We start from the raw sequence: 21,911 nt of genomic DNA on the forward strand, positions 1-21,911 counted from the left end.
CAGGGGCAATCATGGGATTTCAGGGCTGGCGCCGCGGGTTGACCCGCGGCGCCGGCGATAGCAGTGAGCCTATTGGTTTTCCTTGGTCTGCCCCATGATTTCCTGGGCGCTGAAATTGATGCCGCAGGTTGGGAAGGAGTTGCCGACGAAGAAATTGTCGGACTGGTCGGGGAAGAAATCCTGGCCAGCCTTGAAGTTCGGATCCTCCACAATAGCCAGCGGCAGCTTCACCGATTGCGGCACGACATTGCCTTCGAGGGCCGCGATCGCCGTCTTGATTGCCACGGCCACCTGGGCGGGGCCGGTGCCTGCGGAAGAGCACTTCAAGCCGTCGCCGGCATGCGCGGCACAGAACTTGCGAAAGCCGTTCTCCGTCTCGCCGCCGAACGGAACGAATGGGTGCTTGGCATCCATCATCGCCTGCACGATGCCGGTGTCGCCGCCTTGCCCGGTGATGCCGTCGAACGGGCCGTTTGTGGCAATCGCGTCCGCCGTGGCTTTCTGGGCAACGCCGTCGTCCCATTTGCCGACCACCTCGGTGACTTCCCATTTCTTGCCCGAGCCGTCGAGGACCTCGTGGATGCCGGCATGACGGTCCGTGTCGACGGAGGTGCCGGCGACGCCGCGCACTTCGAGTACCTTTCCGCCGTTCGGGACATGCGAGACCAACCACTTGCCCCACAACGCGCCAAGGCCCTTCTGGTCGACATTGACGTTGATGGCATCCTTGGTGTCGAGGATGTTGTCGAAGGCGACCAGCACGACGCCGGCCTCCTTCGCACGCTTGATGACTGGTCCGAATGCGGTCGGGTTCTGCGCGTTGACGACGATGGCGTCAAAGCCGGAATCGATGAAATTGTTGATCGCGGAGATCTGCGCCGGGACGTCCTCGCCGGTCGACACAACTTTGAATTCCTTCAGCTTTTTGGCCACATCCGGCTGTGCCGCATACGCCTTGGCGGTCTGCACCATCTGGATGCGCCAGGTGTTGGCGATGTAGCCGTTGGCCAACGCAATGCGGTATGGTCCGGCCTTCTTGGGAAACTTGAAGAATTGCGTATCGGCTGCCCATGGGGCAAAGCAGTCCGGCTCGGCTGCCGGTCCCTTGACGATTTCCGGGCCTGCGGCCATCGCCGCTGAGCTCAACATGACGAATGCAGTGGCGGCAACGATGCCACCAACGAGTGACTTGATCATCGATATTCCTCCCAGTTGCAGTTCTGACTTGTTTGTTTAGCTGCAGTAGAATGACGTGTTCGCCCCAGCACCTCCCGCCCTGGCCGGCCGCGCACGTCAGGTGGCCAGCACCGACCTCTCCCTCCTCGTTGCTTCCTTAAGCTGCAACGAAAGTATCATATTATCAATAATAAACAAGGAAAATTCTGTCGCTTATGTATAATAAACAGCGATTAGACTTCATGCCGGTTCGAATGGTAGCGCTACCAAGAATGCCTGTAAAGGCTGATTTCAGCAGGGTCTAAACTGCTTCAGCGTGCCGTGCTCTCGCGCCGCTTGAGTTCGAAGCCTAGGTCGACGACACGCTCCTGCGGCCGATCACCGGCGATGGCCGCCAGCGCCATGGCGACAGCGCGCCTGCCGATTTCGTAGCGATGGGTGCGGATGCTGGTGATCGACGGAAATGCCACCTCCATCATGTCGAGATCGTTGAAGCCGACAATCCCGATGGTCTTCGGCACCTCGATCGAAGCGCGATGGCATTCAAACAGCACACCGAGCGCTATGTCGTCATTGTTGCAGAACACGCCGTCGAGCGTCGGCATCTTGGCAAGGGCGTCGCGGAACAATTCGCGGCCAAGCGGCACGCTGGAAAGCACCGGCGTGGTGGTGACCAGGCGCGGGTCGAACAGCCCGGCCCTCTCCATCGCCGCGCGGTAACCGGCGAGGCGCCGCTGCGAGCGCGGATCCATGCGTGCACCGATGAAACCGATCCGGCGATACCCCGCCTCGATCAGGTGCTCGGTCGCCGTCCTGCCGCCGTCGAGATGCGAGAAGCCGACCATCATGTCCACGGGATCGGGTCCGGTCTCCATCACCTGAACCACCGGGCAACCGGCATTCTCCAACAGTTTTCGCGAGGTGGGCGTCTGGTCGATGCCGGCAACGATCAGCGCTGCCGGCCGCTGGGAGCCGAACAGCTGCAGCAGCCGCTCTTCCTCCAGTCCGGAATAATGCGTGTTGCCGAGCTGGATGCGGAAGGGGCTGTCCGACAGGCTGTCATAGATGCCGCGCACCACCTCCGCGAAGACGTTGTTGGTCAGCGAAGGCACCAGCACACCGAACACTTCCGCTCGCGCCGAGGCCAACGCGCGTGCGTTCGGGTCCGGCACATAGCCAAGCTCTTCGACGGCGGCCAGGATCTGGCGGCGCAGTTCCTCGGAAACGCGCTCCGGTTCGCGCAACGCGCGCGAAACGGTGATGGCGCCGACGCCTGCCTTGCGTGCCACATCCGATATGGTCGGGCGGCCACCGCCCCGGCGCGAGCGCGGCTTGATCAAGGCCTTGGCCCATGCGCATGGCCATCGAAGCGCGCCCGCAATGCGATATTTCCAGCTGTCGCCATCTCACCGGCCTGTTGCCGCACCCATCGGCCCCTGGCGTCGCGCAGGGACTGGCTGTTGTCAAGCCGAGCCACTGAGTGGCTGTGCCTGGCCTTCCTCAGGCGGCTAAGGCGGCCCTGTGCCTCGCCTTCCACATGAACAGGCCGATCGCCAGTATGTTCAAGAGGTTCCAGGCGATGCCGTTCAGGAACGCGGCGGCGTACGAGCCGGTCAGGTCGTAGATCCAGCCCGACATCCAGCCGCCGATCGCCATGCCGAAAATCGTCGCCATCATGACGATACCGATACGCTGGCCGGCCTCCTTGGCCGGCAGGTACTCGCGCACGATGATCGCATAGCAAGGCACGATGCCGCCTTGTGACAGGCCGAAGACCAGCGACACGACATAGAGCGAGGCGAGCCCGTCGAACGGGATATAGAACAGCAATGACAGGCATTGCAGCACCGAGCCGATGAGCAGGGTTTTGACGCCGCCGATGCGGTCGGCGACGAAGCCCGAGGCAAGCCGGCTGACAACGCCCGCCGCCATCATGATCGACAGCATGTCGGCGCCATGCGCCATGCCGTAACCAAGATCCATGCAATAGGCGACGATGTGAACCTGGGGCATCGACATCGCCACGCAGCAACCCAAGCCGGCGACGACCAGCAGCGCCTGCATTGCCCCCGGCGACATAGGAATCGGCTGCACCGACCGGCTTCCGGGCGAGCCGGCGGCAGCCGCTTCCGGCGCGCCGCGCCGCAGCAACAACACCAGCGGCACCATGGTGACCAGGCAGAAGACGCCGATTGCCGCATAGGTGAAGCGCCAGCCTTCCGCCTTGATCAGCGTCGGCATGATGGTGGGCCAGATCGCTCCGGCGAGGTAATTGCCGGCCGCCGCCGCCGTGACGGCGACGCCGCGGCGACGATTGAACCAGTGCGAGATATCGGCGATCAACGGTCCGAAGATCACCGATGTGCCGAGACCGATCAGCACCCCTTGGGCAAGGGTGAATTGCAGGATCGAGGTCGACAGCGCCGCGAGCAGGAGGCCGGCGGAGAGCGCGATCGAGGAGAACAGCGCCGGAATCCAGTAACCCATGCGGTCGATGGCGCGGCCGACCAGCACATTGCCGGCGGCAAAGCCGACCATGGTCGCGGTGTAGGGCATGGATGCCGCGGCGCGGTCGACGCCGAACTCGGCCTGTACCGCCGGCAGCACCACGACAACGGCCCACATGCCCACCGCGCCGATTGTCGCCAGCAGCATCGAGATGGCCAGCCGCATCCAGGCGTAGGAACTGTCGATACCGGGACTGGGCCGGCTCAAGTCGGTTCGGGTCAAAGGCGTTTCCTGTCGGCGGTCTCGAATACCGGTCGCCGTTGTCGCCACTATCCGCGCATTCCCCGTCCATAGCAGCGCCACGACAGGCAAATCCGTGGCTCCAGAGCGGAAAGGCAGGTGGGAACCGACATCCATGTGTGGAGTTTCCGATCAGCAACCCCGCCAAGGAGTCCAGCCATGACCGCCACCAAGCAGAAATGGTCGGCCGAGGTAACCGAGCACAGCGATGCGATGGATCTCGAGGAGCATGTCTTCGAATCCGACGACGCCAAGAAGATCGCCGCCTCGCTCAAGCGGTCGGCCCAACACAGCCACCGTCGCAAGGCCGAGCCCTTCCAATCCGCCATGTCGATGCTGAATTTCTACATCAACAGGGCCGGCAGAAACCTGCCCGCGGCGCGCAAGAAGGTCCTCGAGGACGCCAAGGATGAACTGCGCACCGCATTCGGGCGGCCAAAGGAGGACTAGCCGCCCTCGCTCGCCAATGGCTCCTGACTGATTAGGGCGTCCTATTGCTTGATTTCGGGTTCGACGAGCCTGGCCAGGTTCCGCAGCGATTCCTGCCAGCCGAGATAGCAAGCTTCCGCCGGAATGACATCCGGGATGCCGGCCTGGGTAATGTTCACTTCGGTGCCCACGGACACTTTCTTCAACGTCACGGTCACCTCGATCTCGCCGGGCAAGTTGGGATCGTCGAATCTGTCGGTGTAGCGCAGAAGTTCGCCCGCGACGAGCTCGACATACTCACCGCCAAACGAGTGGCTGTCGCCAGTGGTGAAGTTGCGGAACGACATCTTGAATGTGCCGCCGACCTTGCCCTCGAGGTGATGGACCGTGCAGGTGAAGCCGTTCGGCGGAAGCCATTTGGCAAGCGCATCGGCCTCGAGAAACGCGCGGTAGACCTTCTCCGGGCTGGTGGTCAGAACGCGGTGCAGACGAACGGTGCTGGGCATGTCGATACTCCTTCGTGGTCTCTGTTCGATACCCCAAGGACGGTTACCACACCGCCGATCCGACACAGGCTTTTGAGTTTTTTGACGGTGGCGGCTCCGAAATTGCTTCGATCCGGCAAGATGGAAACACCTAAGCCCAACGGCGGTCTCGCGGAAACCTATCGCGAACGGATGACGTTGTCGGTATTGGCCAGGAGCTTGCGCACGGCATTGCGCGCCGCATCCGGCCGCTGCAGGCGGATATTCTTTTCGATCGCCTCGTGCATCTTCTGGGCGAGCTGCAAATCGTCGAGTTCGCGGGTCGTGTAGGCAAACAGGTGATCGAAGGCGGATTCGATCAGCACGCCGAGCGGGACCAGCAGGTCATTGCCGGAGGCACGCAGGATTGCGAGGTGGAAGCGGGTGTCGGCGCGGGTCCGTTCCTGCAGACTTTTCGCCTCGCCCATCTCCCGGCAAGCCTGGCTGATCTCGGCCATCTGCTCGTCGGTCCGCCGCATGGCGGCAAAGGCGGTCGCTTCCGGCTCGATGATGTGGCGGAATTCCTGCACCGTCCTCAGGAACACCTCGCGGTCGGGCGACGTCGCATACCAGGCGAGCACATCGCGGTCGAGCAGGTTCCAGCGTTCTTTCGGTTCGACCCAACTGCCGATCTTGGGGCGCGATGCCAGCAGGCTCTTGGCCATCAGCATCTTGATCGCCTCGCGCACCGCCGACCGGCTGACGCTGAAGGTCTCCGACCACTTGGCTTCATTGGGCAGGATGGTGCCGGGCGGATAGTCGCCGCGCACGATCCTGAGCCCGATCTCGCTGGCCAGCGACGTGTGTACGCTGGAGCCGGGAATGCGCGCCGCGTCGGGCCGGCGAACACCGGCCGGGCGTTCGGCGGCTACAGCCTTTTTGGGCGATTTTTCCTTGTTCGGCCTCGCGTCCCGCATGAATTCCAGAAAGGCCGGTTTAGGGAAGCTGTCAAGCGCGGTGCGGCCATTGGGCGGCAAAGCCGGCTTCTATGCACAACCCAGCGCGATTTGACCTCGCTCAGGCGGTCTTGACGTATTTGCGCCAGCTATGCTCCGGCCGGAAGCCGAGCATGTTGCGCGCCTTGCGGTTCGATAGCAGCGTCTCGTATTCGCCGAGTTCGCCCTTGACCGGCACGCCGGGATAGAACCGCTTCAGGAGTTCGGCGGTCGGCAGATCGGACGAGGTGTCGTCATTGGCGGCGTTGAATACCTGGTAGCCCAGCCCATCCTTCTCGATGGCGCGCAGCGTGATCTGGCCAAGGTCGCGCGCGTCGATATAGCTCCAGGCGATACGTTTGCGGAAGCCCGGATCGGCGAACCATTTCGGAAACAGCGAATACTCATGCGGCTCGATGACGTTGCCGATGCGCAAGGCATAGATGTCCGTGCCATTGCGCTGCGCGAAGGCGCGCGCCGTCTTCTCGTTGACGATCTTGGACAGCGCATAGCTGTCCATCGGATCGACGTCATACTCCTCGTCGAGCGGGAAATGCGTGGGGTCGCGCGGCTCGTTGGCGAACACCAGGCCGTAGGTCGTCTCGCTGGAAGCGATGATCACCTTGCGGATGCCGAGCTTCACCGCGGCCTCGATGACGTTGTAGGTGCCCATCGCGTTGATGCGGAACACCTCGTTGTCGGGTGTGATCATGATGCGTGGGATGGCGGCGAAATGCACCACGGCGTCGACGGGCTGCGGCCGCAGCGACGGATCGAATTCGTGCAGCCCCATATAGCTCGACAGCGCGTTGAACACCTGGCCGCTGTCGGTGATGTCGGTGATCAGCGTGCGCACCTTGGGATTGTCGAGCGGTTTGGTGTCGATGTTGAGCACCTGGCAGCCCTGCTCCACCAGATATTGCACGACGTGGCGTCCAGCCTTGCCGCTGCCGCCGGTGAACATGATCCGCTTGGTCATTTCTGGTCTCCACGAAAGTCCTGGGATTTACGTCTATTGTCAGACAATATTGCTTTCTGCAACCGTCTATGGCTAAAACAGCGGCAACATTATCGATAATCACAGGACAGGACAGACAGCATGAACACCACCGCCACCAGCGAGACAATCGGCTTTGTCGGCCTTGGCCTGATGGGTCACGGCATCGCCAAGAACATCGTCGACAAGGGCTATTCCCTGACCTTTCTCGGCCGCAAGAACCGCAAGCCGGCGGAGGATCTTCTCGGCCGGGGCGCTCGTGAGGCATCGACCTCCCGAGACGTGGCGGCTGCATCCGATATCGTCTTCATCTGCGTCACCGGCTCGCGCGAGGTGGAGGCCATCATTCGCGGTCCCGGCGGCCTCAAGGAGGGTTTGAAGAAGGGGTCGGTCGTCGTCGACTGCTCGACCTCGGATCCGGTCTCGACGGTGGCGCTCGCGGCCGAACTCAAGGCGCTCGGCGTCGACTATGTCGACGCGCCGCTAAGCCGCACGCCGAAGGAAGCGTGGGAAGGCACGCTCGACGCCATGGTCGGCGCGCCCGACGCCGTCTTCGCCAGGGTCAAGCCGGTGATCGACACCTGGGCTGGCCGCATCGTCCATATCGGCGACACCGGCGACGGCCATCGCATGAAGCTGCTCAACAATTTCATCTCGCTCGGTTACGCCGCCATCTATTCCGAGGCATTGGCGCTGGCCGAGAAGGTCGGCATCTCGCCGCCGCGTTTCGACAGCGTCATCCGCAACGGCCGCATGGATTGCGGCTTCTACCAGACCTTCATGCGCTGGACGCTGGAGGGCGACCGCGACGCCCACAAATTCACCATCGCCAATGCCTTCAAGGACCTGACCTATCTGGAATCGATGGCGGGCGCGGCGGGCATCGCCAACCCGCTCGGCAACGCCACCAAGAATTCCTTCGCCGGCGCCCATGCCACCGGGCCGGCCGAGCAGTTCGTGCCGATGCTGGCGACCCATATCGCCAAGGTGAATGGTATCGACCTGATGCCGATGAAGGATGGCAAGAAGCAGACGATCTGAGGCCCGGACGGCTGGCCTTACCGCCGGCCTCTTCCGATCCCCTCATCGGTGTCGGCGAGCAGCTTGTGCACGGCGTTGCGGGCGGCTGCCGGCCGCTGCAGGCGGATGCTCTTCTCGATCGCCTCGTGCAGATTCTGCGCCCGCCGCTGATCGCCGACCTGGCGCGTGGTGAAAGCGAAGAGATGGTCGAGCGCCGATTCGATCAGCACGCCGAGCGGCACCAGCAGGTCGTTGCCCGACGCCCGCAGGATGGCGAGGTGGAAGCGCGTATCGGCACGGATGCGCTCGGCCAGGTTGGCCGCCTCCCCCATCTCGCGGCACGCCAGGCTGATCTCGGCCATCTCCTCGTCGCTGCGCCGCATCGCGGCAAAGGCGGAGGCCTCCGGTTCGATGATGTGACGGAACTCCTGCACGGTGCGCAGGAACGCCTCGCGATCCGGTGCGGTCGCGTACCAGGCCAGCACGTCGCGGTCGAGCAGGTTCCAGCGCTCCTTCGGCTCGACCCAGCTGCCGATCTTGGGACGCGATGCCAGAAGGCTCTTGGCCATCAGCATCTTGATCGCCTCGCGCACCGCCGAACGGCTGACATTGAAGGTTTCGGCCCATTTGGCCTCATTTGGCAGGATGCTGCCGGGCGGATAGTCGCCGCGCACGATCCTGAGCCCGATCTCGCTGGCGAGCGATGCATGAACGCTGGACCCGGGAAAGTGCGCCGCATCCGCCCTGCGGACGACCGCCGTATCGCGGTTGGCTTGCGCCTTCGCCCGACCAGCCTGTTTCTTTGCCTTTTCGTCCGGCATCCACGTTCCAATAGGTCGGCCGTCTGTCGCCCGGATTGATCCGGAGCCGCGCGGCGCGCCGATCCCGTTGCCGAAAAACCAAACCATGGGCGCGACAAAGCCGGAGCCGCTGGCCCCTGAAGCGTCTGCCCCAATCATCCGACGAGGTGGAGGGGCGCCCGCTTGGCGGGCGCCCCTGATCGAAAACCCTACTTCTGGATGCAGGTGTCGACCGTGTCCTTGGTGCATTCGTCGAGACCGGTGAACACCGGATCGTCAACCTTCTTGCCCGTGACCAGGTCGATCATCACCGATGGCGCCTTGTAGCCCATTTCGAAGGGCCGCTGGCCGACCAGCGCGGTGACAAGGCCGTCCCTGGCGATCGCCACCTCGTCGCCGATCGTGTCGGCGGCGCCGATGACGAAGTCGTTCTTGGCCAGCCGGTCCTTCAGCGGTCCGACCAGGTCGCGATAGGGCTGCGGCGCGCCGAACAGCGGCCAGCCGCCCATGATGCCGAACGCGTCGAGCTTGGGATTGGCGGCGAGGATGTCGGTCATCGCCTGAACGCCCTTGGCGCCGTCGTCATTGGTGAACACCGGGCAGCCGGCGACTTCCGTCCAGCCGCCTTCGCCGGCAAGGGCCGCGAGGCCCTCCTTGCCCGTCAGCGCGTCGCGCATGCCTTGCGCGCGGCGCAGGATGTTGTCGGCCGCCGGATTGCCCTCGATGGTGCAGATCGTGCCGCCGTTCGGCTTGGCCTTCTTGATGTACTCGCCGATCTTCTTGCCCATCAGATAGTTGTCGGTGCCGAGATAGGTCTTGCGCAGCGCCGCGTCTTCCTTGGCGAGGTCGGCGTCGACGGTCATGATCGGGATCGACGGATTGGCGGTCTTGATCGTCTGCGCGATCAGCGGCGCGTTGGACGGCGAGATCGCCATCGCCACCGTGTCGGCCTTGCTCAGCATATCCTGCACGATCTGCGCCTCGCCGGCCTCGTCGGAAGTCGATGCCGGGCCGGTGTAGAAGCATTCATATTCCGAGCTGGCGTTTTCCTTGTTCCACTTCTCGCAGCCCTGGTGGATGGCTTCGAAGAACGGATTGTCGAGACCTTTCACCACGATGACGAGCTGCTTCTTGGCCAAAGCCGGCCCGGCGCCCAGCGCCATGGCGGCGACGGCGGCGACGGCGGCGAGCAATACTGTTTTCCTCATGTCAGTCCTCCCTTGGAAACAGACGGACACGGCGTGCCCGCCACACAAACCAGCCAGGATGCGAGATGACTGAGACGCGTGCGCTCACTCAATCCGGCCAGGCCGATAAGCATTTTCAGATGCGACCAGTTCAGCGATGACGCCGCACGATCGCCAAAACCTTCCGACCGGTGGCGCCGCCGATGGCGTCGTCAAGGCCGGCATGTCTTCCTCCGACGCTCAACTAATAACGGCTTGCCGCCAACGTCAATTGCTATTTGTCCTACAAAACTGATTTTTCAAAAACAGCACGGCACTATTCGTCTGACAATTGCCCGTCGACAATTGACGCCCGCGACGCCATTCGCGTAAATGACGGCATCGCTGCCCCGGGAGGAGTTGGGGAAGGCGAATGGAAGCCGTCGCCTGTCCGCGGGCGGATGGGCCAGGCATGGGAGGCAAAGACTGGTGGCGGTTCTCGAACTCACCAACATCTCGAAGCATTTCGGCGCCATCCAGGCGGTCAACGACGTGTCGCTGTCGATCGAGCCCGGACAGGTTGTCGGCCTGATGGGAGACAATGGCGCCGGCAAATCGACGCTGGTCAAGATGATAGCCGGCAATTTCCGGCCGAGCCATGGCACGATGCGGATGGATGACAAGGAGCTGATCCTGCATAAGCCGGTCGAGGCGCGCCAGCACGGCATCGAGATCGTCCACCAGGACCTGGCGCTCTGCAACAATCTGACTGCGGCGGCCAATGTCTATCTCGGCCGCGAATTGCGCCGCGGCGTCGGCCCGTTCCGCATCCTCGACTACGCCGCCATGTACAAGCGCGCTGGCCAGATCTTCGCCGAACTGAAATCCGAGACCCGCCCGCGCGACCTCGTCAAGCAGATGTCGGGCGGCCAGCGCCAGGCGGTGGCGATCGCCCGCACCATGCTGTCTCAGGCCAAGATCGTGCTGATGGACGAGCCGACGGCGGCGATCTCGGTGCGGCAGGTCGCCGAAGTGCTGAACCTCATCCGTCATCTGCGCGACCAGGGCATCGCTGTCGTGCTGATCAGCCACCGCATGCCCGACGTCTTCGACGTCGCCGACCGCGTCATCGTCATGCGGCGCGGCAGGAAGGTCGCCGACAAGGCGATCGCGTCGAGTTCGCCCGAGGAAGTCACCGGGCTGATCACCGGCGCCATCGAGCAGGTGGCATGAGAATGGCGAACCCGGATTTCACCGCGCATCGGCAGCGCAGGAAAGGTCGATAATGGCAGTCACCCTTGACCAGACGATCGCGCAGAAGCAGCACACCTTCCTGTCGCGCCTGTTCTCCAGCCAGACTTTCTGGGTGGTGATCGCCGTCATCCTGGCCTGTATTTTCCTGTCCTTCGCCACCGACGCATTCGCCACCTCCAAGAACCTCTACAACATCACCCGCAACATCACCTTCGTCGCCATCGTCGCGCTCGGCATGACCTTCGTCATCATCACCGGCGGCATCGACCTGTCTGTCGGTTCGGTGCTGTGCCTGTGCTCGATGGTGCTGGCGGTCACCATGCATGCCGGTTATTCGATAGAGATCGGCATTCTGGCCACTATCGCCACCGCGCTCGTCATCGGCGCCTTCAATGGCATTTTTATCGCCTACCTGGGCTTTCCCCCCTTCGTGGTGACGCTCGGCATGCTGTCGATCGCCCGTAGCCTTGCCATGGTCGCCTCAAACAACACCGTCGTCTTCCAGTTCGGGCCGGACCACAACAAGCTGCTGGCGCTCGGCGGCGGCGCCTGGGTGTTCGGCATCGCCAATCCGGTGCTCTACATGATCATCCTGGCGCTGATCACCGGCTTCATCCTGCGCTGGACGAAGTTCGGCCGCCATATCTTCGCCATTGGCGGCAACGAGCACGCGGCGACGCTGACCGGCGTACCGGTCAAGCAGATCAAGGTCGCCGTCTACATGATCTCGGCGCTGTCAGCCGGCATTGCCGGCATCATCGAGACCGGGTGGCTCGGCGCCGTCACCACCAATCTCGGCAACGGCATGGAACTGCAAGTGATCGCCGCCACCGTCATCGGCGGCGCCAATCTGGCCGGCGGCGTCGGCACCGCCTTCGGCGCCATTGTCGGTGCTGCCCTCATCGAGGTGATCCGAAACAGCCTTGGCCTGCTTGGCATCAACGCCTTCTGGCAAGGCACCTTCATCGGCGGCGCCATCCTGCTGGCGGTTCTGTTCGACCGCATCCGCAATTTCAGGCGCAGCGACTGAGAGCACGTCGTCGAAGCGCAATTCGTTCTGGTTCCTATCGCTCAGTCTGAAAATCGGCTGAAGCCGACCGCCATTGGTTCCGGCCAACAACCGATGCCTTGACGGATACCGAAAACCGGCCGCACAATCCCCCTGCAGGCGAAGGGAGGCCAGTCGCCTGCGGGAGGATATACCCATGACGGAAGCGATCAGGCTCTACTGGGGCCGGTTCGGACATGTTTCTGTCCTGAATGTCGCGAGCGACTTCGTCACCCATGCCCATGTCGAGGCGCATCTGATCATCTGGCTCGAAGGCACCGCCGGCGAGATGACCATCGGCCGTGAGACGGTCCGCCTCGGCCCGGGTACTGCCGCCGGCATCAACTCGCTCCAGCCGCATAGCCACGTCCTGTCTCAGGACGGACGGCCGGGCCTGTTCCTGGCCTTCTACATCGACCCGGACTGGGCGCGCCGCCGCCGCGACCTGCCGTCCAGCGCGCCGCTGTTCTCACAGGCGGCGATCGCGCTCGAGCCGTGGCTGCACCAGGCCGCCGCCAGCCTGCTCGATCATCTCACCGACAATGAAAGCGTCGACGACGTCGCCAACTACGAGATCGAGCGCTTCATCGACTCGGTGCTCGATGCCGCCGACGCCTCGGCGCCGCAGGAAGCGCGCGGCCGCATCAGCACCATGCAGGATTTCCGCGTCCGCAAGGCGATCCAGCTGATGAAGGCCAATGTCTGCGAGCGCATCTCCTTCGACGATGTAGCCCGCAGCGTCGGCCTGTCGCGGCCGCATTTCTTCGCCTTGTTCAAGGAACAGACCAATCTGACGCCAAACGTCTACTGGAACACGCTGCGCATGGAGGAAGCGGTGCGGCAGCTGCAATGGTCGCAGGAGCCGCTGATCTCGGTCGCCTGCAATCTCGGCTTCACCACGCAGGGCAATTTCTCGCGCTTCTTCCGCGACCATGTCGGCGTGCCGCCGACGCTCTACCGCGAGGCCGCGCGGGCCACGGCCTAAGTCGGCGCCATCTGTTTTTCAGACTGGTTGATACGCGCTCAAGACGCATTGATAAGCGCTGCCCGCTCCAGCGCCCTACCCTTGCCGCAACGAACTCCGCAAGGGAACACCATATGCCCAAAGTCACCATCTCCAGCGTCATCGACGCGCCGGTCGAAAAGGTCTGGGCGCGCATACGCGACTTCAACGGGCTGCCGGGCTGGCACCCGCGCATGGTCGAGAGCCATATCGAGGACGGCAAGGATGCGACCACGATCGGCTGCGTGCGCAACTTCCAGCTCGCCAGCGGTGCCCGCCTGCGCGAAAAACTGCTCGACTTTTCCGATGACGATTTCCTCGTCAGCTATTCCATCCTGGAGACGCCGCAGCCGCTCACCAACCACAAGGCGACGCTGCAACTCAGGCGCGTCACCGACGGCGACCGCACTTATGCCGAATGGACCGCCAGCTTCGACGCGGCCCCCGAGGATGCGGACAAGCTGGCCGAGGGCATGGGCGCCAATGTCTTCCAGGGCGGCTTCAATGCCCTTAAGACCCATTTCGCCGGCCAGAGCTGAAGGAGCGGGCCATGGCACTGGCGCTGCAGACTTTTACAACGGTAAAGGACGCCAATGCTGCGCTGACGGCGGCTGGCAGCCGCTATCTCGGCGGCGGGACGCTTGTAGTTCGAGCCGCCAATGAAGGCGATATCTCCGTCGCCACTCTTGTCCGCGCCACCGACCCAGCCCTGTCCACCATCGCCCTGTCCGGCGGCAAGGTCCGCATCGGCGCCTCGGCGACCATGGCGGAGATCGCCCGCCATCCGGATCTCGGTACCCTTGCCGAGGCCGCGCGCGCCGTTGGCGGTCCGGCGATCCGCAACATGGCGACCGTCGGCGGCAATCTGTTCGCGCCGTCGCCCTATGGTGATTTTGCGGTAGCCCTGCTGGCGCTCGACGCAGCGGTCGGCACCGATGACGGCGACACGCCAATCGAAACCTTCCTGGCCGGGCGGGACGACAGCCGCGCCATCGTCACGTCGGTCAGCTTGACGCTTCCGAGGACCGGCAGTTTCCGCTTCCTCAAAGTGTCGCGGGTCAAGCCCAAGGGGGTCTCGGTGCTGAGCATTGCGATCGTTCTGGAACAGGCTGGAAACGGGACCGTGTCCTCGGCGCGGATCGCGCTCGGCTGCATGGCCGATCGGCCGGTGCGCGCCAGGGCGGCGGAAAACGCACTGCTGGGAAAAACGCTTGATCAAGACGGCATCGCGGCAGCGCTGGCCGCCGCCACCGACCGCACCGCGCCGATCACCGATCCAATCGCCAGCGCCTGGTACCGCGCCGAAGTGCTGCCGGTCCATCTCGGCCGGCTGCTGCTCGGCTGATGCCTGTCGCCCAAAATGTGAAGCGGTTCTGGGAGAACGACAAGCACAAAAATGAACACGTCGGGGGGCGCGCGCTTGCCCTGCGGGGCAGGCGCGCAAGGAGGAAGAATGGCAAAGGTCCCGGTTCAATTCACGCTCAATGGCTCTGAAAAGGCCGAATTCGTCGACAGCGGCACGACGCTGCTCAATGCGTTGCGCGACAAGATCGGCGACACCTCGCCAAAGGGCGGCTGCCACCAGGGCACGTGCGGCGCCTGCTCCGTCATCGTCGACGGCGAGTTGAGGCTCTCCTGCCTGACGCTGGCCGAAACCTGCAACGGCGCAACGATCACCACCACATCGGGCCTTGCCGAAGGCGGCGTGTTGCACCCGCTGCAGCGCGCCTTCCTCGACACTTTCGCCAGCCAATGCGGCTTCTGCACGCCGGGCATGATCATGGCCGCCAAGGTGCTGCTCGACCACACGCCCAACCCCAGCCGCGACGAGGTCGTCGAAGCGCTGTCCGGGAACATCTGCCGTTGCACCGGTTACGAGCCGATCATCCAGGCGGTGCTCACCGCCGCCCGCGCCAACTCGCAGAACGCGGCCTGAGGGACCAAAAGAATGGAACTGCGCAAGAGCTACTTCGCCGATGTCCGCAAGGACGATCTGCACGAGATCGGCCAGGCCCGGCCACGCTCGGATTCGCCCGGCCATGTCACCGGCAAGACCACCTTTTTCGCCGACCGTAACTTCCCCGGCATGCTGCATCTGAAGATGGTGCGCAGCCCGCACCACCATGCCCGCATCCGCTCGATCGACACCTCCGAGGCCGAGATGCATCCGGGCGTCGTCAAGGTGCTGACGGCCAAGGACGTGCCGCACAATGTCTACACCATCCTGATCCTCATCCAGATCGGTCCCGAGGATGAGACGGTCCTGGCCGACGGCAAGGTGCGCTGGAAGGGCGAGGCCGTGGTGGCGGTGCTGGCCGAAACCGAACGGGCCGCCCAGGAAGCCGCCGCCAAGGTCAAGGTCGACTACGAAGTGCTGCCGGCGGTCTTCGACATGGAGGAAGCGCTGAAGCCCGGCGCGCCCATCGTCAACGAATATCACGGCCAGAATTATTACCTCTATGACAGCGGCGAGTGCCGCAAGGTGCGCTTCGGCGATGTCGAGGCGGGGTTTGCCGGGGCCGATCACGTGCTGGAGCAAAGCTATCAATCCTCGCCCATCGAGCACGCGCCGACCGAGACCACCGGCTGCGTGGTGGCGCCCGAAGGCAATGATCGCTTCACCTGCTACACCAACACGCAGGCGATGTTCTTCACCCTCGACAACACTTCGATCATCCTGCAGATGCCGGGCTCGAAGCTGCATTTCGTCGGCGGCACCGTCGGCGGCGGTTTTGGCGGCAAGGTCGACGTCATCGTCGAGCCGATCGCCATCCTCGGCGCAAAATTAACCGGGCGACCGGTCTGTTTTATCTACAGCCGGGAGGAGGAGATGCAGATCTCCTCGCCGCGCGCGGCCGAAAAAGTCGTCATCAAGGACGGCGTCATGAAGGACGGCCGCATCGTAGCGCGCAAAGTCACAGGCTACACCGATGCCGGCGCCTACTCTCGCCACTCGCCCTATGGCGCGCAGAAGGGCGCCGGGCACTATCCCGGCCCCTACACCATCCCCAATGTCTGGATCGACACCTACTGCGTCTACACCAACCGCACACCGTCGTCGGCCATGCGCGGCTTCGGCGTCACCATCGGCGACTTCGCGCTGGAGGTGCAGATGGACAAGCTGGCCCGGCTGATCGGCATGGACCCGCTCGAATTCCGCTTCATCAACGCCTATCGCGACGAAGACATGAAAGCGCATCGCCAGCCGACCGAGGGCGCGGCACTGATCGAGTGCATGCAGGAAGCAGCGCGCGCCGCCAACTGGCCGGTGGCGGAGAAATACATGGCGATGTCCTCCTACAAGAAGGGAGCCTGAGATGGCGATCCGGCGCGGACGCGGCGTCGCCGCGATCAACTACCCCACGGGCATGAATCTCGGCGGCGATCCGACCCAGGCGCTGGTGCATTCGACCCCGACCGGCAATTTCATGGTGACGCTTTCCAGCGTGGATCTCGGCCAGGGCATGAAGCAGATCATGGCGCAGATCTGCGCCGAGACGATCGGCGTGCCGACCGACCGCGTCGTCGTCGACACCGCCGACACCGACACCGGCCCGCACTGCATGGGCACCTTCGCCTCGCGCGGCACCCACCGCGCTGGCAATGCCGTGATCCAGGCCGCCAAGGAGGCCCGTCAGGTGATGCTGGAAGTGGCCGCTGAAGAGCTGGAGGTGAATGCCTCGGACCTCGAAACCGACGGCCAGGGCAACATATTGGTCAAGGGCGCGCCGCAAAAGTCGATCTCGATCTTCGACGTCGCGCTGTCGGCGCATTTCAAACGCGGCCGCTCGATCTCCGGCCGCGGCATGTTTTTGATCCCCCGCTCCTATCCGGAGAAGGAAACCGGCGCGATGAAGCCGTCGACCTGCTACGCGCATGCGTGCACGGTCGCTGAAGTCGAGGTCGACGACGAGACCGGCGAAGTGACCGTGCTCACCGTGAAGAACGTCTTCGAGATCGGCCGCGCGCTGAACCCGAAAATGGTCGAGCAGCAGCTGGTCGGCGGCTCCTGGATGGGCATCAGCCACGCACTCTACGAGACGACCGAGCCCTATTATCCCAACCGCGACCATGGCGGCACCGATTTCAACCAGTATTTGATGCCCGGTCCCGGCGACCTCGCCGAGACCGAAATCATCGTTCTGGAGCGTCCGTCCGGCGACGGACCATATGGCGCCAAGGGGCCGGGCGAAATGTGCGCCAACCCGCAAATACCGGCGGTCGCCAATGCCGTCTTCGACGCCGTCGGCGTGCGCATCGACACGCTGCCGATCACGCCGGAGCGCATTTTGCGGGCGCTCAAGGCGCAAGCGAACTGAGTGCCGAAAATGCCCGAGGTGAACACCGAGACTGTCGCGACCTCGCCGGAGGCGGTGGCACAGCATCTCGCCGCCTCGCGCTATCTGGCCGACGAAAGCCTCGCCACCGCCATCTTTCTTGCTATCCGGCTCGGCAAGCCGCTGCTGCTCGAAGGCGCGCCGGGCGTCGGCAAGACGGAAGCGGCCAAGGCGATCGCCGCGCTGCTCGGGCGCGATCTGGTGCGGCTGCAATGCTACGAAGGCATCGACGCCGCGCACGCGCTCTACGAATGGAATTATCAGCGCCAGTTGCTCGCCATCCGTCATGCCGGCGAGCACGAGATCGACATCTATGACGACCGTTTCCTCATCGCCCGTCCCCTGTTGCAAGTGCTGAAGGCGCCGCAGCAGCGCGTGTTGCTGGTCGATGAGATCGACCGCTCGGACCATGAATTCGAAGCGCTGCTGCTGGAGTTCCTCTCCGACTTCCAGATCAGCATTCCCGAGCGCGGCCCCATCCGCGCCGAGGCACAGCCGATCGTCGTCCTGACGTCGAACCGCACCCGCGAACTCGCCGAGGCGCTGCGTCGACGCTGCGTCTACCACTGGATCGGCTATCCCGACGCCGAACGCGAGGCCGCCATCATCATGCTGCGCGCCGGCGATGTGGCGCAGGCCACTGCTCGCGCCGTGGCGGCGGCTGTACAGACCATCCGCGCCCGGCCGCTCGCCAAGCCACCCGGCATCGCCGAAGCCGTCGAATGGGCCAATGCCGCGACCATTCTTGAAAAAGGCGGTAGCCCCTGGCCGGAAGCCTTCCGCCGCGCCATCGGCGTGCTGATCAAGGACGAGGAAGACCTCTCCTACATCGCGCCCGAGCTAGGCCGCATCGTCGAGGAGGCGCTGGCGTGATGCGGGGAGTCAACGAGCCTCTGTCTCTAACGTCGGCGGGACAGCGCCCCCCTCTGTCCTGCCGGACATCTCCCCCACAAGGGGGGAGATTAGCAACCTCGGCGCTTCGCGCCTCGGCGCTTCGCTCAATCCTGCTACGTTGGAGATTGGCGAAAGCCGGGATGACATCCGATCTCCCCCCTCGTGGGGGAGATGTCCGGCAGGACAGAGGGGGGCGCGAAGGAACGCAACGGTCGGAATATTTCTGCCATGCCGCGCGACCGTAGCCTACCTCCGGCCTCGGCACCCTTCCTCGGCTTCGCCCGACTGCTGCGCCAGTACGGTTTCGCCATTGCCCCCGAACAAGCCTCCGGCTTCATGCAGGCGATAACCTTGCTTGGCCCCCGCTCGATGGCCGATATCCGCGAGGCGGCCCTTGCCACGTTGGCGCCGCCGCCGGATCGCCGCGACGAATTCGAGGCGCATTTCCAAAGCCATTTCTACGGCAACACATCAGCCGTTGTCGAAGGCGACGCCGACGACGAGACCCGCATCAAGGATGATGGCGGCGCCGACGACGAACGGATCGAAGCCGAGCAGCAACAAGAAGGCGGCGAACTGTCCTCGGCGCTGGAGCAGTTGAGCACCCGCGACTTCCAACGCGACGATGACAGGCTGACCGCCTTTCACCGCCAACTGTCATCCGCGCTCCCCGCGCGCCGCTCGTTCCGCACGGTGCGCACCCATTCACGCGGCAAGCTCGACCTGCGCCGCTCGCTCAGGGAAATCGTCAGCGCCGATGGCGATGTCCCCTCGCCGCTGCTGCGCCGCCGCCAGACCGTGCCGCGCAAGCTGCTGATCCTCATCGACGTTTCAGGCTCGATGAAGTTGCACACAGCGGACTATCTCAAGCTGGCGCATGCCGCCGTTCAGGGTGCTGACCGGGCAGAAATATTCACCTTCGGCACGCGTCTGACCCGCATCACCACGGCGTTGCGCGTCCGCGACCGGGACCAGGCGCTGGCGCGCGCGGCCGCCCAGGTCGACGACTGGGACGGAGGCACCCGCATGGGGCCGACGCTGCTTGCCTTCCTCTCCGTGCCGCGTTTCTCCTCCTTTGCGCGCGGTGCAGCCGTCGTCATCCTGTCCGACGCGCTGGAGCGCGGCGATCATGCCGAACTGGAAACGGCCATCCGCCGGCTGAGCGCCCGCGCCTTCCGGCTGTCGCTGGCGACCCCTTTGGCCGGCGACCCGCGCTTCCGGCCGGAGACCGCCGCGCTCAGTGCCATCCTGCCAGTGCTTGACGATCTGGTCGACGGCTCGTCACTTGCCGGTCTCACCGATTTCATCCTGTCGCTTGCCCGCCCCGCGCCCGTGGCGGCGGCAATCTGGAAGAGGGTATCGTGATGCAAAAAGCCATCGACGCGCATTTCCACATCTGGCGCCAGCAGGACCAGCCCTGGCTGGTCGGGCCGATGGTGCCGCGCATCTTCGGCCCTTACGAGCCGATCCGCCGCGATTATCCGATCGGGGAGTTTCTCGCCGACCAGCAGGGTTCCGGCGTAGAAAAAGCGGTCTATGTCCAGACCAACTGGGCCAAGGAGGATTTCGAAAAGGAAGTCGCCTTCCTGCAGAAAACGGCAGATGAAACCGGCTGGCCGCACGCCATCGTCGGCTATGCCGACATGACGGTCGACGATGTCAGGTCTCAGATCGACCGCTTGAAAAAATATCCGCTGCTGCGCGGCGTGCGCATGCAGCTGCACTGGCACGAGACGCCGGCCTTCCGCTTCGCCGCCTCGGCCGACCAGGTGATCGACCCGAGAGTGCGCGCCAATGTCGCGCGGCTGAAAGATTACGACCTGTCCTTCGACCTGCAGCTCTTCCCCGCCCAGATGAAGGACGGACTGGCGCTGGTCGGCGAGAATCCGCAAACCAAATTCATCCTCACCCATGCCGGCATGCTGACCGGCATGGACACGGAAACCACCGAGGCCTGGAAGGCCGGCCTGCGCACGCTGTCGGCTGCGCCCAATTTCTATGCCAAGCTCTCCGGTCTCGGCACTTTCGTCCACCGCAACGACCCGGCTCTCATCGCCTATATCGTCGACAACGCGATCGACATTCTCGGAACCGATCACCTGATGTTCGGCTCGAACTTCCCGATCGAAAAGCTGTGGGCCAGCCACGCCGAACTGATCAAGGCGCACCGCGATGCGGTGGCGAAGCACGGTCCGGCCGCCGAGGCGGATATCTTCTGGAATACGGCGGAGCGGGTGTATCGGCCGGTTTAACGCAGCGGTCTTCCTTCTCCCCTTGTTGTGGGAGAAGGAAAGAGCCGCCGTGCTTCCTTATTGCGTGGGCAGCATGCCTTCGACGTCGCTTGCAGCGTCGCCGAGCGCCTCCCTGGGCGTTGCCGACTGGTCGACGATCCGCGACAGATTGTCTACGATGGTCTGTGTCACCTTCACACCGTTGGTGCCGGGGAAAGCATACCACGGAACCATCAGCGGCATTTGGCTCAGACCAGCCTGGAACAGCGGGTTCTTCTTGTAGAAATCGCCGAGATATTCCGGCGATTTCGCCGCCAGTTCGTTGTTGGGGACATAGCCCGTGCCGGGCACGACGACCGACGCGCCATAAGGGCCAGCGGCGAACTTCGCGAACTTCCAGGCGGCGTCCTGCTTGGCCGCGTCCTTGGTCAGGATGACCACGGCGTTGCCGCCGGTCGGCAGATGGCCGTTGACCGGATCGATCAGCGGGATCTTGGCCGTGCGCAGCGTGAACTTGTCGCCGACATTCTTGATGGTGTTGACCAGGGCGCCGGTGGTCTGGAATTCGAAGCCGACCTTGCCGGCCGCGAACGCTTGCTCGCCAGCCGGCTTGGTGAAGACCGGCATGCCGCCCTCCTTCACCATCCGCTCCAGGATCTCGACGGCCTTCTCGCCTTCCGGCCCATTGAAGGCGACCTTGCTTTCGTCCTCGTTCAGCATCTTGCCGCCGGCGCCGAACAGCAGCGCCGAAAACATCCAGTCGTCGCCCTGCCAGCGGAAGTCGATGCCGTCGACGCCATTGCCGAGCGCCTTGATCTTGCCGCCGAGCGCGATCACCTCGTCCCAGGTCTTGGGCGGGTTGTCCGGATCGCCGCCGGCGGCCTTCACCAGGTCGGCATTGTAATACATGATCGGGTTCGAGGTGGCGAAGGCGAGGCCGACCTGCTTGCCGTTGACTTGCGCCAGCTTCAGGATCGTGTCGGAGAAACCGAGTTCCGCCATGTTGCCTTCCTTCTTGACCAGCGGGCCAAGATCGACGGCAACGTCGCGCTCGTTCAGCATGCGCAGGCGATTGAGGCCGATGAAGGTGATGTCGGGCATCTCGTCGGTGCCGGCCTGGCGAAGGATGGTCTGGATGCCTTCCTCATAGGTGGCGGACGGGCTGGCGAACTGGATCTTGATGTCGGGGTTTTCTGCCATGAACTTCTTCGAGATCGTGTCCATCACGTTCTTGAAGAAGCCGGGCATCGGATAATGAACCGTCAGCGTCGTGTCGGCATAGGCCGGAAGGGCGAAGGTCAGCGAGACCGCCGCCGCAAGAATCCTGGGAAGTTGCTTCATGTGCTCGT

The 21,911-nt window shown here is 63.9% G+C and carries 22 protein-coding genes; 13 read left to right on the forward strand and 9 right to left on the reverse strand.

The features are described from left to right. Window positions 1-69: 69 nt before the first annotated feature. The 3 genes from EN845_RS28530 to EN845_RS28540 form a co-directional block, all read right to left on the reverse strand. Window positions 70-1,197, reverse strand: coding sequence for a sugar ABC transporter substrate-binding protein (locus tag EN845_RS28530; protein ID WP_127873185.1), 1,128 nt, complete (start codon window positions 1,195-1,197; stop codon window positions 70-72). Between the two features lie 290 nt (window positions 1,198-1,487). After that, window positions 1,488-2,516 carry a LacI family DNA-binding transcriptional regulator gene (locus tag EN845_RS28535; RefSeq protein WP_127873186.1) on the reverse strand — a complete coding sequence of 343 codons (1,029 nt, stop codon included), beginning with the start codon at window positions 2,514-2,516 and terminating at the stop codon, window positions 1,488-1,490. Between the two features lie 160 nt (window positions 2,517-2,676). After that, entirely contained in the window at window positions 2,677-3,906 is a 1,230-nt protein-coding gene (locus EN845_RS28540; protein WP_127279255.1) for an MFS transporter, read from the reverse strand. 177 nt (window positions 3,907-4,083) lie between these two features. On the opposite strand from EN845_RS28540, the gene EN845_RS28545 reads away from it, so the two are divergent. After that, entirely contained in the window at window positions 4,084-4,374 is a 291-nt protein-coding gene (locus EN845_RS28545; RefSeq protein WP_127873187.1) for a DUF3175 domain-containing protein, read from the forward strand. Window positions 4,375-4,415: 41 nt separating this feature from the next. Here the strand turns inward: EN845_RS28545 and EN845_RS28550 are convergent, their stop codons facing one another. The 3 genes from EN845_RS28550 to EN845_RS28560 all read right to left on the reverse strand — a co-directional run bounded on the left by EN845_RS28550 (window position 4,416) and on the right by EN845_RS28560 (window position 6,791). Continuing rightward, the gene (locus EN845_RS28550) at window positions 4,416-4,859 is read right to left on the reverse strand and encodes an SRPBCC family protein (protein ID WP_127873188.1); all 444 of its coding nucleotides are present in this window, start codon (window positions 4,857-4,859) and stop codon (window positions 4,416-4,418) included. A 158-nt stretch (window positions 4,860-5,017) separates the two neighbouring features. Next, window positions 5,018-5,794 carry a FadR/GntR family transcriptional regulator gene (locus EN845_RS28555; protein WP_127279252.1) on the reverse strand — a complete coding sequence of 259 codons (777 nt, stop codon included), beginning with the start codon at window positions 5,792-5,794 and terminating at the stop codon, window positions 5,018-5,020. 100 nt (window positions 5,795-5,894) lie between these two features. Next, the gene (locus EN845_RS28560; RefSeq protein WP_127279251.1) at window positions 5,895-6,791 is read right to left on the reverse strand and encodes an NAD(P)-dependent oxidoreductase; all 897 of its coding nucleotides are present in this window, start codon (window positions 6,789-6,791) and stop codon (window positions 5,895-5,897) included. A gap of 120 nt (window positions 6,792-6,911) precedes the next feature. Between EN845_RS28560 and EN845_RS28565 the strand changes: the two genes are divergently transcribed. After that, window positions 6,912-7,850 carry an NAD(P)-dependent oxidoreductase gene (locus EN845_RS28565; RefSeq protein WP_127873189.1) on the forward strand — a complete coding sequence of 313 codons (939 nt, stop codon included), beginning with the start codon at window positions 6,912-6,914 and terminating at the stop codon, window positions 7,848-7,850. A gap of 17 nt (window positions 7,851-7,867) precedes the next feature. Here the strand turns inward: EN845_RS28565 and EN845_RS28570 are convergent, their stop codons facing one another. Together EN845_RS28570 and EN845_RS28575 are read right to left on the reverse strand one after the other, a co-directional pair. After that, window positions 7,868-8,650, reverse strand: coding sequence for a FadR/GntR family transcriptional regulator (locus EN845_RS28570; protein WP_127280593.1), 783 nt, complete (start codon window positions 8,648-8,650; stop codon window positions 7,868-7,870). A 188-nt stretch (window positions 8,651-8,838) separates the two neighbouring features. Then, the gene (locus EN845_RS28575; RefSeq protein WP_127873190.1) at window positions 8,839-9,837 is read right to left on the reverse strand and encodes a sugar-binding protein; all 999 of its coding nucleotides are present in this window, start codon (window positions 9,835-9,837) and stop codon (window positions 8,839-8,841) included. Window positions 9,838-10,284: 447 nt separating this feature from the next. On the opposite strand from EN845_RS28575, the gene EN845_RS28580 reads away from it, so the two are divergent. The 11 genes from EN845_RS28580 (at window position 10,285) to EN845_RS28635 (ending at window position 20,583) form a co-directional block, all read left to right on the forward strand. After that, a complete protein-coding gene (locus EN845_RS28580) occupies window positions 10,285-11,028 on the forward strand; it encodes an ATP-binding cassette domain-containing protein (RefSeq protein ID WP_127280595.1) in 744 nt (247 codons plus the stop codon). Window positions 11,029-11,080: 52 nt separating this feature from the next. Further along, the gene (locus EN845_RS28585; RefSeq protein ID WP_127873191.1) at window positions 11,081-12,079 is read left to right on the forward strand and encodes an ABC transporter permease; all 999 of its coding nucleotides are present in this window, start codon (window positions 11,081-11,083) and stop codon (window positions 12,077-12,079) included. Window positions 12,080-12,254: 175 nt separating this feature from the next. Next, window positions 12,255-13,082 carry an AraC family transcriptional regulator gene (locus EN845_RS28590; protein ID WP_127278864.1) on the forward strand — a complete coding sequence of 276 codons (828 nt, stop codon included), beginning with the start codon at window positions 12,255-12,257 and terminating at the stop codon, window positions 13,080-13,082. Window positions 13,083-13,195: 113 nt separating this feature from the next. Next, window positions 13,196-13,639 carry an SRPBCC family protein gene (locus tag EN845_RS28595; RefSeq protein ID WP_127278865.1) on the forward strand — a complete coding sequence of 148 codons (444 nt, stop codon included), beginning with the start codon at window positions 13,196-13,198 and terminating at the stop codon, window positions 13,637-13,639. Between the two features lie 11 nt (window positions 13,640-13,650). Beyond that, window positions 13,651-14,445, forward strand: a complete 795-nt coding sequence (locus tag EN845_RS28600) for an FAD binding domain-containing protein (RefSeq protein ID WP_127873192.1) — start codon at window positions 13,651-13,653, stop codon at window positions 14,443-14,445. 108 nt (window positions 14,446-14,553) lie between these two features. Next, window positions 14,554-15,036 carry a (2Fe-2S)-binding protein gene (locus tag EN845_RS28605; protein WP_127278867.1) on the forward strand — a complete coding sequence of 161 codons (483 nt, stop codon included), beginning with the start codon at window positions 14,554-14,556 and terminating at the stop codon, window positions 15,034-15,036. 12 nt (window positions 15,037-15,048) lie between these two features. After that, window positions 15,049-16,416 carry a xanthine dehydrogenase family protein molybdopterin-binding subunit gene (locus tag EN845_RS36660; protein WP_127873193.1) on the forward strand — a complete coding sequence of 456 codons (1,368 nt, stop codon included), beginning with the start codon at window positions 15,049-15,051 and terminating at the stop codon, window positions 16,414-16,416. A gap of 1 nt (window position 16,417) precedes the next feature. Then, entirely contained in the window at window positions 16,418-17,419 is a 1,002-nt protein-coding gene (locus tag EN845_RS36665) for a molybdopterin cofactor-binding domain-containing protein (RefSeq protein ID WP_127873194.1), read from the forward strand. 9 nt (window positions 17,420-17,428) lie between these two features. Next, window positions 17,429-18,310: a MoxR family ATPase gene (locus EN845_RS28620; RefSeq protein ID WP_127278870.1), complete on the forward strand. Its 882-nt coding sequence runs from the start codon at window positions 17,429-17,431 to the stop codon at window positions 18,308-18,310. 249 nt (window positions 18,311-18,559) lie between these two features. Continuing rightward, window positions 18,560-19,696 (forward strand): VWA domain-containing protein, encoded by a 1,137-nt coding sequence (locus EN845_RS28630; protein WP_127278871.1) that lies wholly within the window; start codon window positions 18,560-18,562, stop codon window positions 19,694-19,696. Next, window positions 19,696-20,583 (forward strand): amidohydrolase, encoded by an 888-nt coding sequence (locus EN845_RS28635; protein ID WP_167531513.1) that lies wholly within the window; start codon window positions 19,696-19,698, stop codon window positions 20,581-20,583. The genes EN845_RS28630 and EN845_RS28635 overlap by 1 nt, the downstream gene beginning before the upstream one ends. Window positions 20,584-20,640: 57 nt before the next feature. Here EN845_RS28635 and EN845_RS28640 read toward each other — a convergent pair whose 3' ends face one another. After that, window positions 20,641-21,903, reverse strand: a complete 1,263-nt coding sequence (locus EN845_RS28640; protein WP_127280744.1) for an ABC transporter substrate-binding protein — start codon at window positions 21,901-21,903, stop codon at window positions 20,641-20,643. Between the last annotated feature and the right edge of the window lie 8 nt (window positions 21,904-21,911).

Origin of the sequence: Mesorhizobium sp. M8A.F.Ca.ET.202.01.1.1 (assembly GCF_004791595.1) — a bacterium.
Lineage (GTDB): Bacteria > Pseudomonadota > Alphaproteobacteria > Rhizobiales > Rhizobiaceae > Mesorhizobium.